The sequence below is a fragment of the Naumannella halotolerans genome (assembly GCF_004364645.1).
GTDB lineage: Bacteria > Actinomycetota > Actinomycetes > Propionibacteriales > Propionibacteriaceae > Naumannella > Naumannella halotolerans.
On sequence record NZ_SOAW01000001.1, the window covers coordinates 28,363 to 41,514 of the forward strand.

General features: G+C 68.4%; 12 protein-coding genes and 1 tRNA gene. 7 read left to right on the forward strand and 6 right to left on the reverse strand.

Translation table 11 applies throughout. The features are described from left to right. The first annotated feature begins 18 nt into the window (after nucleotides 1–18). Both CLV29_RS00140 and CLV29_RS00145 read left to right on the forward strand, forming a co-directional pair. Nucleotides 19–3,444 (forward strand): pyruvate carboxylase, encoded by a 3,426-nt coding sequence (locus CLV29_RS00140; protein WP_133753096.1) that lies wholly within the window; start codon nucleotides 19–21, stop codon nucleotides 3,442–3,444. A gap of 266 nt (nucleotides 3,445–3,710) precedes the next feature. Continuing rightward, nucleotides 3,711–5,546, forward strand: coding sequence for a hypothetical protein (locus tag CLV29_RS00145; RefSeq protein ID WP_133753097.1), 1,836 nt, complete (start codon nucleotides 3,711–3,713; stop codon nucleotides 5,544–5,546). Between the two features lie 383 nt (nucleotides 5,547–5,929). Here CLV29_RS00145 and serC read toward each other — a convergent pair whose 3' ends face one another. Beyond that, nucleotides 5,930–7,054, reverse strand: a complete 1,125-nt coding sequence (gene serC, locus CLV29_RS00150; protein ID WP_133753098.1) for a phosphoserine transaminase — start codon at nucleotides 7,052–7,054, stop codon at nucleotides 5,930–5,932. Between the two features lie 37 nt (nucleotides 7,055–7,091). Here serC and pdxH point away from each other — a divergent pair, with 37 nt between their 5' ends. The 5 genes from pdxH to CLV29_RS00175 all read left to right on the forward strand — a co-directional run bounded on the left by pdxH (nucleotide 7,092) and on the right by CLV29_RS00175 (nucleotide 9,896). Continuing rightward, complete coding sequence (gene pdxH, locus CLV29_RS00155) at nucleotides 7,092–7,769, forward strand: pyridoxamine 5'-phosphate oxidase (RefSeq protein WP_243831634.1); 678 nt, start codon at nucleotides 7,092–7,094, stop codon at nucleotides 7,767–7,769. A 121-nt stretch (nucleotides 7,770–7,890) separates the two neighbouring features. Next, on the forward strand, nucleotides 7,891–8,580 hold the full coding sequence (locus CLV29_RS00160) for an iron-dependent transcriptional repressor DtxR (protein WP_133753099.1): 690 nt from the start codon (nucleotides 7,891–7,893) through the stop codon (nucleotides 8,578–8,580). A gap of 104 nt (nucleotides 8,581–8,684) precedes the next feature. Further along, complete coding sequence (trxA, locus tag CLV29_RS00165; RefSeq protein WP_133753100.1) at nucleotides 8,685–9,044, forward strand: thioredoxin; 360 nt, start codon at nucleotides 8,685–8,687, stop codon at nucleotides 9,042–9,044. Between the two features lie 42 nt (nucleotides 9,045–9,086). Further along, nucleotides 9,087–9,389 (forward strand): YciI family protein, encoded by a 303-nt coding sequence (locus CLV29_RS00170; RefSeq protein WP_133753101.1) that lies wholly within the window; start codon nucleotides 9,087–9,089, stop codon nucleotides 9,387–9,389. A 141-nt stretch (nucleotides 9,390–9,530) separates the two neighbouring features. Beyond that, nucleotides 9,531–9,896 (forward strand): MscL family protein, encoded by a 366-nt coding sequence (locus CLV29_RS00175; RefSeq protein WP_133753102.1) that lies wholly within the window; start codon nucleotides 9,531–9,533, stop codon nucleotides 9,894–9,896. A gap of 124 nt (nucleotides 9,897–10,020) precedes the next feature. On the opposite strand, the gene CLV29_RS00180 is transcribed toward CLV29_RS00175, so the two are convergent. The 5 genes from CLV29_RS00180 to CLV29_RS00200 form a co-directional block, all read right to left on the reverse strand. Next, nucleotides 10,021–10,320, reverse strand: coding sequence for a hypothetical protein (locus CLV29_RS00180; protein WP_133753103.1), 300 nt, complete (start codon nucleotides 10,318–10,320; stop codon nucleotides 10,021–10,023). Between the two features lie 2 nt (nucleotides 10,321–10,322). Beyond that, nucleotides 10,323–11,708 carry a UTP--glucose-1-phosphate uridylyltransferase gene (locus CLV29_RS00185; RefSeq protein WP_133753104.1) on the reverse strand — a complete coding sequence of 462 codons (1,386 nt, stop codon included), beginning with the start codon at nucleotides 11,706–11,708 and terminating at the stop codon, nucleotides 10,323–10,325. 185 nt (nucleotides 11,709–11,893) lie between these two features. Then, a tRNA-Arg gene (locus tag CLV29_RS00190) sits at nucleotides 11,894–11,966 on the reverse strand. A 62-nt stretch (nucleotides 11,967–12,028) separates the two neighbouring features. Further along, on the reverse strand, nucleotides 12,029–12,652 hold the full coding sequence (cpaB, locus tag CLV29_RS00195; RefSeq protein WP_133753105.1) for a Flp pilus assembly protein CpaB: 624 nt from the start codon (nucleotides 12,650–12,652) through the stop codon (nucleotides 12,029–12,031). A 103-nt stretch (nucleotides 12,653–12,755) separates the two neighbouring features. Further along, a complete protein-coding gene (locus tag CLV29_RS00200) occupies nucleotides 12,756–13,148 on the reverse strand; it encodes an FmdB family zinc ribbon protein (protein WP_133753106.1) in 393 nt (130 codons plus the stop codon). Nucleotides 13,149–13,152 lie beyond the last annotated feature (4 nt).

A 13,152-nucleotide genomic window follows, 5' to 3' on the forward strand; every position in this document is an offset into this window, starting at 1 on the left:
TCGGGATAGATTGCCGCCATGTTCTCGAAAGTGCTGGTGGCAAACCGTGGTGAGATTGCCGTCCGTGCGCTGCGAGCAGCACATGAGCTGGGTGCCCGCACCGTCGCGGTCTTCGCCTACGAGGATCGCAACGCCGTGCACCGGATCAAGGCTGACGAGGCGTACCTGATCGGTGAGGAGGGGCACCCGGTCCGGGCCTACCTCGATGTCGACGAGATCGTCCGGGTGGCCCGTGAATCCGGTGCCGATGCGGTCTATCCCGGGTACGGCTTCCTCTCGGAGAACCCCCAGCTGGCGCGGGCCTGCAGCGCCGCCGGGCTGACCTTCATCGGCCCGCCGGCCGAGGTGCTGGAACTGGCCGGCAACAAGGTACGGGCGATCGGCAAGGCCCGCGAGGCCGGTGTACCCACCTTGTCCTCGACCTCGCCGAGCACCGACATCGACGCCCTGGTCGCCGGCGCGACCGAGATCGGTTTCCCGGTCTTCGTCAAGGCGGTCGCCGGTGGTGGTGGCCGCGGTATGCGCCGGGTGGACGAACCGTCGGAACTGCGGGGAGCGATCGAGGCCGCATCGCGGGAGGCCGAGGCCGCCTTCGGTGACGGCACGGTCTTCGTCGAACAGGCAGTCGCCCGGCCACGGCACATCGAGGTACAGATCCTGGCCGACACCCAGGGCGAGGTGATGCACCTGTTCGAGCGGGACTGCTCGATCCAGCGCCGGCACCAGAAGGTGATCGAGATCGCCCCGGCGCCGCACATCTCCGACGAACTGCGGGCAGCCCTCACCACCGATGCGGTGAAGTTCGCCGAGGCCCTGGACTACTCCTGTGCCGGCACCGTGGAGTTCCTGGTCGAGACCGAGGGACCGCGCGCCGGCGAACATGTGTTCATCGAGATGAACCCGCGGATCCAGGTCGAGCACACCGTCACCGAGGAGATCACCGATGTCGACCTGGTGCAGGCGCAGATGCGGATCGCCTCGGGTGAATCGTTGTCCGATCTGGGGTTGAGCCAGGACACGGTACGGATCAACGGCGCCGCCCTGCAGTGCCGGATCACCACCGAGGACCCGGCGAACGAGTTCCGCCCCGACATCGGCACCATCACCGCCTACCGGTCCGCCGGTGGAGCCGGTATCCGGCTCGACGGCGGCACCGCGGCCACCGGTGCCGAGATCAGCGCCCACTTCGATTCGATGCTGGTGAAGCTGACCGCCCGCGCGCGTACCTTCCCCGAGGCGATCGTCCGGGCCAAACGGGCCCTGGCCGAGTTCCGGATCCGCGGCGTGGCGACCAACATCCCGTTCCTGTTGGCGGTGCTGAACGACCCCGACTTCACCGCCGGGGACCTGTCGACCTCCTTCATCGCCGAGCGGCCGGCACTGCTGACCTCCCACACCCCGGCCGACCGTGGCACGAAGCTGTTGCGGTGGCTGGCCGATGTGACGGTTAACCAGCCCCACGGGCAGGCGCCGACCGACATGGACCCGGCGGAGAAGTTGCCGCCGGCCGATCTGGAGACGGCCCCGCCGGCCGGCTCGCGACAACTGCTGGTCGAACAGGGGCCCGAGGGGTTCGCCGCGGCACTGCGGGGTTCGCAGGCGGTGCAGGTCACCGACACGACCATGCGTGATGCGCACCAGTCCCTGCTCGCCACCCGGGTCCGGACCAAGGACCTGCTGACCGTCGCGCCCTACCAGGCGCGACTGCTGCCCGGCCTGCTGTCGGTCGAGTGCTGGGGTGGGGCCACCTACGACGTGGCGTTGCGGTTCCTCGGCGAGGACCCCTGGCAACGGTTGGCGCAGTTGCGCGAGACGATGCCGAACCTGTGTCTGCAGATGTTGCTGCGCGGGCGGAACACGGTCGGCTACACCCCGTACCCGACCCAGGTCACCGACGCCTTCGTCGCCGAGGCGGCGCAGACCGGGATCGACATCTTCCGGATCTTCGACGCCCTGAACGATGTGGAACAGATGCGCCCGGCGATCGAGGCCGTGCGGGCCACCGGGACCGCGGTCGCGGAGGTGGCGCTGTGCTACTCCGGTGATCTGTCCAGTCCCGAGGAGGACATCTACACCCTCGACTACTACCTGCGGCTGGCCGAGCAGATCGTCGAGGCCGGCGCCCACGTCCTGGCGATCAAGGACATGGCCGGGCTGCTCCGTGCGCCGGCGGCGACCACCTTGGTCAGCGCGCTGCGGGAACGATTCGACCTGCCGGTGCATCTGCACACCCATGACACCCCCGGTGGCCAGCTGGCAACCCTGTTGGCCGCTGTCGAGGCCGGGGTCGATGCCGTCGACGTGGCCAGTGCACCGATGGCGGCGACCACCAGTCAACCGCCGTTCTCGGCCCTGGTGGCGGCCTTGCAGAACACGCCCCGGCAGACCACGCTGACCGGTGCCGACGGTACGCGGGATCTGCGTACCGTGATGGACTTCGAGCCCTACTGGGAGGCGGTCCGCAAGCTCTATCGGCCCTTCGAGTCCGGACTGCCCAGTCCCACCGGCCGGGTCTACGACCATGAAATCCCCGGTGGTCAGCTGTCCAACCTGCGGCAGCAGGCGATCGCACTCGGGCTGGCCGATCGATTCGAGCAGATCGAGGACACCTACGCCGCGGCGAACAAGATCCTCGGCCGACCGACGAAGGTGACCCCGAGTTCGAAGGTCGTGGGCGACCTGGCGTTGCACCTGGTGGCGGTGGGCGCCGACCCGGCCGACTTCGCCGAGAACCCGCAGAACTACGACATCCCCGATTCGGTGATCGGTTTCCTGGCCGGTGAGCTCGGTCGGCCGGTGAACGGATTTCCCGAGCCGTTCACCAGCAAGGCCCTGGCGGGCCGGCAGGTGCCGATCCGGGAGGCCGAGGTCAGCAGCGAGGATGCCGCGCTGTTGGACGAACCCGGTGAGGTGCGGCGCCGTACCCTGAACCGGTTGCTGTTCCCGGGCCCGACCAAGGACTACGAGGGTGTGCTGGAGACCTACGGAGACCTGTCGGCGGTGCCCACCCTGGACTACCTCTACGGCCTGGGCGAGACCGGTGAGCACACCATCCGGATGGGCAAGGGCGTGAACATCATCGTCGCCCTGGAGGCGATCGGTGAACCCGACGAACGCGGGGTCCGCAATGTGATGACGTTGATGAACGGCCAGTTGCGTCCGATGCGGGTACGGGACCAGTCGATCAAGGTCTCCGACGTCGGTGCCGAACGCGCCGACGCCCAGAACCCGGGACATGTCGCGGCGCCGTTCGCCGGGGTGGTGACCGTCTCGGTGGAGGTCGGTGACACCGTCGAGGCCGGTCAGGCGGTCGCCACCATCGAGGCGATGAAGATGGAGGCCGCGATCACCGCCCAGGTCGGTGGCACGGTGGAACGGGTCGCCCTGAGCGGTGTCCGTTCGGTCGAGGGTGGCGACCTGGTGCTGGTGATCGCACCGGAATGATCGACCGGCCACCGGTGCCGTACCGACGGCAGGTCGTGGGTCGATCGTCCATTTGCGGTGTTTTCCCCCGCCGCTAGTGTGTTCGGGTGAATACTCGCAGCCGGCGCAGGTTGGTGACAGCAGCCTTGCTGGCGCTGATCCTGATCGTGATCGTCGGCGCGTTGCTGCAAGGAACCCGCTGAGTGTCTGTCCGCAGGCGCTCGCGGTACGAACGGATGGAGACCGGACGCAACGTTCGGCGCGGACGGATTGTTGGGGCAGGCTGGATGGTGCGAGGCAACGGTACGAGGCGCTGGGCGAGCCTGCTGATCGCTCTGCTGACTCTGCTGATCGGCCCGGCCGGGTTCGCCGTCGCTGCCGACGATGTCGCCTTCACCGTCGACGACGAGGCGATCGCCGCTCCCACCGGTTTCGCCTACGACGTGGAGACCGACCGATACTGGATGGCCCGGTCCTCGGGCGCCGGCGAGGTCGTCGGACTGAACTCCGACGGCGAGGTCGAGGGTGTGGTCGGCTTCGGTGCCGAGACCCAGCAGGTGCAGGCCCTGGCCGACGATGCCGATCGGTTGTTCGTCGGCGACATCGGTGATGTCGACCTGAACCGGGAGTTCGTCACCGTCTACTTCCTGACCAATGCCGAGCCCGGTACCGGTGACGGCACCTACGGTGCGTTCGATCTCGCCTACCCCGACGGGCCGCATGACGCCAAGGCCATGTTCGTGCGTTCGGGCCGGGTCTACCTGGTCACCGCCGGGGACGATCCGGCGATCTATGCCGCACCCGAGCAACCTGACCGGACCGGGGTGAACCAGCTCGAACGCCTCGGCGATGCGCCGGCCAATGTCACCGATGCGACGGTGCTCGGCGACGGCCGGGTGGTCCTGCGTACCTACACCTCGCTGCATGTGCTCGACGGTGACGGGGTCGAGGTCGGCAGTTCCGAATTGCCCTGGCAACAGGCCGGGGAGACGATCGCCCGCGATGCCGAGGACGACTCCCAGGTGCTGATCGGCGACAGTGCCCAACCGATCCAGGTCCTGCGGACCGCGATCCCCGACGAGGTCACCCCGGTTGCCGAGGCGCCGGCCGAGCCGCCGGCCTCGCCTGGTGCCGAGCCGGCCGAGGACACCTCGGGTGAGACCGAGGTGGCCGAACCGTCGAGTGGCGGTGCTGCCCGTACCGGCACCTTCGTGGCGATCGGGCTGGCGGCATTGGTGGCGGTGCTCGCCGCGGTGATCGCGTTCCGGGCCAAGTCACCGGCCGGTGCCGACCTGCGACCTCGGGTGACCTTCAGCGAACCTCCGGGCTCGGCGGTGTGGCGCGCCGGCCGGGAGGACGAGCAGAGTTCGGAACAGGCCGATCGCGTCGCGGAGTCCCCGGAGGAGGCCGAGAGTTCCGAGGTCGACGCCGAGGGATCCGCCGGCCGGGCTGGGGCTGCTGAGTCCGATGCCTCCGGTGAGCGTGGCCGGGAAACCGCTGGGTTTGCCGGGGCGGTCGGTGAGGCCGATGTTGGCGATGAGCGTGCCGCGGAATCCGGAAGCCCGGCTGAAGATCTCGGTGAGCGTGGCGGTTCCAAGGAGGACGTCGGCGCGGCGGCCGAGGAGGTCACCGGCGCCGCCGGCCAGGGATCAACGGCGGGTGAGCTGGCCACCAGTACAGCCGCTGAGGAAGCGAACGGTGCAGGCAATCGTGCCGATCCCGCGCTGACGAACCCGTCAGCCGTGCGCACCGCTGATGCCACCGACGGCGCGGCGGAGGCCGCGACCACCCGCTCACCGTGGCAGCGTCTGCACCCGCCCGCCGAGGCGCCCGACGTTTCCGGCGCTGGAGCCGCGGGTGCTGGAGCCGCGGGCGCTGGAGCCGCGGGTGCTGGTGCTGAAGGGACCGGAGCTAGCGGCCAGGAAAGCGGTGCCGGGGAGCAATCCGACGAGGTGGCACCGGCGCCGACACCACGGCGAGCGGTCCGGCGTACGACGTTCACCGAGACGGACCTCGACGATGACGATGACGACCTCGGTCTCGCGCCGTGGGAACGCCAACCCGTCGATGATGCGGCCGGCGAGCCGTCCCGACCGCGCCGCGGTTTCCCGTTCACTGACTGATTCGGCGCATCCACTCTCACATGGAGAACACCACTGGTGTGGCTCCAGATCGCAACAACGGTCGTCGCGGGACCTGTTTGGGGTTCTGGCGCCACCTCAGCGGTGTCGGGACCTGCCGCGGGTGGTCACCGTCATCGGCCGGGGCGGTAGGTCGGCATGAACACCGCTGGTGTGGCTCCAGATCGCAGAACCGGCCGCTGCGGGTCCCGTTTCAGGTTCTGACGCCAGCTCAGCGGTGTTCCGTGCAGGGAACGGGTCGGTGGTGATGCCTTGGCTCGGGCACGCTGATGGCCCCGGCTCGTGGCGGCCGGGTTGCGGATGGACTGCAGAACCGGTGACCGCGGTCGGTCGGGCGAGCTCGCACCGACCCAGCGGTTTCGGGCTCAGCCGACTCGTTCCAGGATCCAGTCCAGACAACGGATCAGTGCCTGCACATCCTCGGGATCGACCGCGGCATAGGTGCCGATCCGCAGCTGGTTGCGGCCCAGCTTCCGGTACGGCTCGACGTCGACGATCCCGTTCGCCCGCAGCACGGCCGCCAAGGCAGCCGCGTCCAGTTCCTCGGAGAAGTCGATCGTCACCACCACCGGCGAGCGGTACTGCGGATCGGCGACGAACGGGGTCGCCAGCGGATGCGCCGATGCCCAGGCATACAGCGCGTCCGAGCCCCGACGGGTGCGGTCGGCGGCGAACTCGATGCCGCCGTTGTCCAACAGCCACTGCACCTGCGCGTCCAACATCAGCAAGGTCGCGATCGCCGGGGTGTTCACCGTCTGGTTCTTCCGCGACTGTTCGATCGGGCCGACCAGCTCCAGCCCGCCCGGGATCCAGCGCGAACCCGCGGCCAGCCGGTACGCACGATCGATCGCGGCGGGGGAGAGGAAGGCCAGCCACAGCCCGCCGTCGGACCCGAGGTTCTTCTGCGGCGCGAAGTACCAAGCGTCGGTCTGGGACAGGTCCACATCGATGCCGCCGGCGGCCGAGGTGGCATCGATCAGCATCAGCGAACCGTCGTCCACGACCCGCCGGACCGGCAGGCTGACCCCCGTGGAGGTCTCGTTCTGCGGCCAGGCGTAGACATCGGCATCGGTCGGAGCGAGTGCCACCCCGGAACCGGGCTCCACCCGATCGACCTCGGGCTCGTCCAGGAACGGTGCCGCCGCGGAGGCCGCGGCGAACTTGGCCGAGAACTCACCGAGCACCGCATGGGCACTGCGACGCTCGATCAGCGAACTGACCGCGATGTCCCAGAACAAGGTGCTGCCACCGTTTCCGAGCACCAACTCGTACCCCTCCGGCGCCCGGTACAACGCCGAGAGACCCTCGCGTACCCGGCCGACCAGTGTGCGCACCGGTTCCTGCCGGTGGGAGGTGCCCAGCACCGGTGAGGTCGAGACGACCGCGGCGGCCGCCTGGCGAATCTTCGCCGGTCCGGACCCGAAACGTCCGTCGGCCGGCAGCAGGTCGACGGGGAGGCGCAGGTCGGGGTCGAGGTGAAGGTGGGCCATGCTGCGATCCTTGCAGGTTCCGTGCCACGCTTGGAACATGAGCACGCATGGCGAGATGCCGGAAGTCGCCTCCATCCGTACCGATTACGTCGGTGGCCGGCTGGTGGAATCCGAGGTGCCGGACAACCCCTGGGAACTCTTTGCCGTCTGGCTGGCCGAGGCTTTGGCCGCGCATGCGGACGGTCTGCTCAGTGAACCGACCGCGATGGCCCTGGCGACCGCTGCGACCGAACGTGACCAGACGGTGATGCCGAGTGTGCGTACCGTCCTGTTGAAGGGCCACGACGACCATTCGATCACCTGGTTCACCAACTACGAGTCCCGCAAGGGCGTCGAACTGGCGCAGAACCCGCACGCGGCGATCATGCTGCACTGGGCGCCGCTGTACCGGCAGGTACGGATGGTCGGCGCGGTGGAGAAGGTCCCCGAGGAGGAGTCGATCGCCTACTTCGCCACCCGACCGCGCGGCTCCCAGATCGCGGCCCGGGCCTCGGCCCAGTCGCGGTTCGTCGGGGCCAGGTCCCTGGCCGAGGACTACGCCGCCGAGGAGCAACGGTGGGTCGACCGGGAGGTCCCGCGTCCGGAGCACTGGGGCGGGTACCGACTGCTGCCGAACCAGATCGAGTTCTGGCAGGGCCGGCCGAACCGGCTGCACGACCGGATCGCCTACCGCCGGGTCGCCGCCAACTGGACCTTCGAGCGCCTCGCCCCCTGACCCGGAGGGAATGCGCGCACACGCATGGGTGTTGGGTGCAATAGGATCACCGCATCACCGGAGTCGTGCGGACTTCGCACGCCCGCCGGTCGGATGCGCCGAGGAGCAGGAGACGTGACACGTGAGTGACCTTATTCATCCCACCGAGATGTATCTGCGGACCATCTTCGAGTTGGAGGAGGAAGGCATCGTGCCGATCCGGGCACGGATCGCCGAGCGCCTGCAGATGTCGAATCCGACCGTCTCGGAGCGGGTTGCCGGGATGGAGCGCGAAGGCCTGTTGACCGTCGAGGGCGACCGACACCTGGAGTTGACCGAGACCGGCCGCGAGCTCGCCACCAAGGTGATGCGCAAACACCGCCTGGCCGAGCGGTTGCTGACCGATGTGATCGGCCTGGACTGGGAACTGGTCCATGTCGAGGCCTGTCGCTGGGAGCACGTGATCAGTGACGAGGTGGAGAAGCGCCTGATCGAGGTCCTGAACCACCCGACCGAATCGCCGTACGGCAACCCGATCCCGGGGCTGGCCGCGCTCGGCGCCACCCACGAGGTGCCCGGATTCCGCGATGGCACCGAGCCGCTCAGTGCGGTGGTCAAGAACGGCCCGGTCGAGGTCGTCCTGCGCCGGATCAGCGAGGAACTCCAGAAGGAGGACGAGGTGCTGATCAACCTGCGCGGTGGCGGTATCGAACCCGGAGTCGCCCTCAAGGCCGAGCCCGGCGGCCTCGGCGTACGACTGATCCCCGCCAGTGGGCCCGGGGTGGAGGTCGACGTCGACACGGCGCAGTACCTGTACGTGAGCAAGGCCTGAGCCAGCAACTCGCCATCGGCTCGGGAATACCTGCCGGGCACGGCCGGTTGTGCTGGTGAACGCAATTGACGGGCCCCACCGAGGGGCCGTGATCTGGAGGAGAAATGGCAACCGTCGATCTTGACACCCAGTCCTTTGCCGAAACCGTGCAAAGCAGCGATCGGGTGATCGTTGACTTCTGGGCCGACTGGTGCCAGCCGTGCAAGCGGTTCGGACCGATCTTCACCAAGGCGTCGGACAACGAGGGCTATGGCGAGGTCGTCTTCGCCAAGGTGGACACCGACGCCAACCAGCAACTCGCGATGCAGCTCGGAATCCAGTCGATCCCGACCCTGATGGCCTTCCACAAGGGGGATCTGGTCTTCAGCCAGCCGGGCGCCCTGAACTCCCAGCAGTTGGAGCAGGTGCTTGACGCGCTGGTGCAGTACGACGGCGAGGAGCCGGCCGCCGAGACCGCCGACTGAGCACCTCGGTGACGATGGCCATGGGGCACTAGCGTGTGACCCATGGCCATTTTCGCTATCACCTACACCTATGCCGCGGACTCCGCCAGCCAGCGGGATCAGTACCGGCCCGAACATCGCGAGCACCTGACCGAACTGGCGAAACGGGACCAGCTCCTGCTCTCCGGGCCGATCAACGACGACGGGCCGCCGGCGGCCCTGCTGATCGTTCGCGCCGGTGATGCGTCGGAGGCCGAGCGTCTGCTGGCCGAGGATCCCTTCCAGCGTGAGGGGCTGGTCGCCGAGATCGGTGTCCGTGCCTGGGAGCCGGTGCTCGGTTCCCTGTCGGGGCCCTTCGTTTCCTGATTCCGGTCTCGATCGTGACGGGTCCGTGACACCTGCGGCGGGTTGCGGCAGGTTCTCCGAAATCCCGTGTTCAGGCTGCTAACGTCGCCTGCGGTGCTCCATCGGGTGCCACATTCATTCGACGATAGGAGCATCTGAGCCATGAAGGGGTTCAAGGAGTTCTTGTTGCGCGGCAATCTGATCGATCTTGCCGTCGCATTCATCATGGCGACCGCCTTCGGAGCAGTTGTCACCGCGTTCACCGAGCTGGTTGTGGCTCTGATCGCTTTCGCCCTCGGCGGAGCGACGCCCGAGGTCGGGCGGATCCTGATCCTCAACAGTGTGGACATCGCACCGTTCATCAACGCCGTGATCTCGTTCGTGATCATGGCCGCCGTGGTCTACTTCGGCATCGTCAAGCCGTACCAGATGTTCCAGGACCGGTTCGGCAAGAAGGAGCCCGAGGAAGAGCTCGACGACCAGACCAAGTTGCTGGGTGAGATCCGCGACCTGCTGGCCGGGCGCTGATCAACCTCCCCGACATGCCCCGACCCGTCGTGGGTCGGGGCATTGTCATGTCCAGGGGTTCGGCAACTGCCGGTGCGAGGGTACGGGCCGGCCGCTCGACCGTACCGACCAACTGCCGCGGCGCTCACCAATGCGGCGGGCGGTCCTGCAGCAACCGGCGATCATCGGGCCCCAGGGCACCGGGGTGGCGGGTCGGTGAGTTCGCCGGCCCGACCTGTGCCACCGCCTCGGCCAGCAGGGCCGCCCATCTGCCGTACCCGATCCGGGCCAGCAGTTCCGGTGGTACGGGCATCGGCCACGGCCGCGCGGCATCACGACACCGCTGCCGTACCTCCCGGGCACGTTCGAGGTCGACCGGACCGGGGGAGCCGGTCAGGGCCAGGCCGATCGCTTCGGCGACCGGGTCGGCTGACTCCTTCGCCATCCTCAGTGCAGCTCGGTGCCGTCGGGCACCTGCCCGCCCGGTCCGTCGACCACGACATCGCCGATCACGACCACCCGGTCGCCGAAGGTCCAGTCGCCGCGAACGGTGAAGGCGGTCGCTCCCTTCAGTGACGGCGGTCCGGCCGGGAACCGGGCATCGAAGTCCTTGATCAACTTGTAGAACTTCGGGTCGAGATCGACATTGGTCGCCTCCGGGGTGACCGCGCGCAGACGTCCGTCCTCGGTACGTTCGTAGAGGTCGCTGCGGACCACCAGCAGATCGTTGGTCGTCTTCACCGGCTGGAACCGCGATCGCGGGACCTCGATCACCTGCGCGCCCTCGAAAGCCTCGATCGCCGAACCCATGGCCGTCTCGATCTGGATCACCTTCGGTGACTGCGAATCCGACGGGTCGACGGTCTTCCGGTTGACGATCATGGGCAGGCCCAGCACACCGTCACGCTGATCGAGCAGTGCGGCGAGTTTGCGCAGGTCCAGCCACAGGTTGTTGGTGTTGAAGTAGCTGTGCCGGTGGATGTCGCCGAAGGCGTCGGCATCGGCATCGCGGACCTGGGCGGACTCGCGCAGGACCAGCCGGCCGTCGGACCTGCGTACCGCCAGATGACCACCCTTGCGGTCGGCTGCGGTACGTCGGCACACCTCGATCGCGAAGGGTGCGTCGCTGTCGATGAACCAGGCGGCGATCTCCGGTGAGGGGGTGGCGCCCAGATTGTCGACATTCGCCACGCAGGCATAGCGGAAACCGGCATCCAGCAGGGCCTGCAGAACACCGGAATCGCGCAGCGAGGGATAGAGGTCGCCGTGGCCCGGCGGGGTCCATTCGAGCTCCGGGTCGGCGGGCCAGTGCGCGGGGGTCAGGTCCTCGGCCAGCAACTTCGGCTCCTGACTCTGCAGGAAATCCAGCGGGATCCCGTCGACCGTGATCTCGGGGTGGCGCTCGAGATGGGCCAGGGTGGGTTGACGGGTACGGAAGCTGTCCATCAGCACCAACGGCATCGCCACGTCGTAGGTCCGTCGTGCATGCAGCACCTGTTCGACGATCAGGTCCAGGAAGGTCTCCTCCCCGCGGACCGGCAGCAGCGACTTCGGGCCGGTCATCCCCATCGAGGTACCGAGCCCGCCGTTCAGCCGGATCAAGGCGACCTCGGACAAGGCCGCGGCGCGTTCGGCGTCGCTGAGGTCGATGTCGGCCAGGCTGCTCGGTGCGGACAGCGGCTCGATCTCGTCCTCGGCGACGATCCCGGTCACGCCGTCGGCGAGCTGCCGGTAGTAGGAGCTGAATGCCTCGATCGCGGCCGGGTAGACCTCGGCCTGTTGCATCTTGGTCCGGGCCTGGCTCAGTCCGGCCGGTTCGGTGGTCTGCGACATGGCCCAATCGTGTCATGTCCGGCCCGGCTGTAGGGCTGCCGGCACCGGTCGGCGCGATCGTTCCGGCCGGGTTCACCGGTTGTTCTGCCGCAGGCATCGGTCGGGGCCCCATCCGGGGTGGTGATCGACCGCGAACCGCCGAGCCGGGACGGTGCGGCCCGGGCATGGAATTCAGGAATCCGAAGCGCCCCCGGCAGGATTCGAACCTGCGACGCACGGTTTAGGAAACCGACGCTCTATCCCCTGAGCTACGAGGGCCTTGTCGCCGAGGCGACTCGGGCAGTGTACGCGCGATTGCGGTCGGCTCGCACGGTCGGTACTCAGCGCAGCACCGCCGACAGCGGGCCGGAGTTGGCTGCCGTGGTCAGGCTGACCGCGGTGGCTTCGGGGACCTCGACCAGGATCAGCGAGGAGTCGGCGGTCGACGGCCCGAGACCGCCGCCGGACCCGGTCGGAGCCGGCACCGAGACCAGCCGGGCGCCCTCGGCGATCACGGTGGTCGTACCGGTCTCGTCGACCCCGATCAGGTCGACCCGTTCACCCGGTTGCAGCAGGGAGACCAGCTCGGCGTCGGAGAGCCGGACCGGTGCGATCACCATCCCCAAAGCGGCTGCCGCGGAGTCCTCGGAGACCACGCTCACCTGGGTCACCGGACTGCCGGCGCTCAGCGGTGCGGTGAGGGTACGCCCGACCAGCGGCTCCGGATCGGGCAGGCTCGCCGCCGGCGCCAGCTCGACCGGCCACTGGGCCGGCTGCAGATCGGCGGCGGTCAGCCGGTGCCCACCGGGCAGGTCGGCGCGGGTCACCACGACCGGGGTCTGCGCCGGTTCGGGCGGTCGCAGGGCCATGGTCATCGAGAACACCGCCAGCGCGGCCGCCCCGGCTGCCACCGGACGGCGATGCCAGGACAACCAACGGGTGAGGCGGGTGATCGGCTGGGCCATGTCGCCCAGCGTGGTCGATCGGGATCCCGGTTTCGACCTCGGACCGCGGTTGTCCACAGATCAATGCGTCGACCGGCCCGATCAACTCCGGCAGACAGGTCGGTCAGGACTTGTTCGCACTGCCCGAGCCGGCAGGCGTCGAGGACGAGCTGCTCGATCCGGAGTCCGTCGATTTGCTCGATCCGGAGTCCGTCGATTTGCTCGATCCGGAGTCGGTGGAGGTGCTCGGCGAGGAATCGGATTTCGACGACGAATCCGAACCGGAGTCGGACGACTTGTCCGAGTGGCTGCTGCTGTGCGTGGACTTCGTCGAACCGTTGGACCGGCTGTCGGTCTTGTAGAAGCCCGATCCCTTGAACACCACGCCGACGGCGTTGTAGACCTTGCGCAGCTTGCCGCCGCAGGCCGGACATTCGGTCAGCGGCGCATCGGAGAACTTCTGCACGGCCTCGAGGTCGTGGCCACATTCGGTGCAGCGGTACTGGTAGGTGGGCATGTGT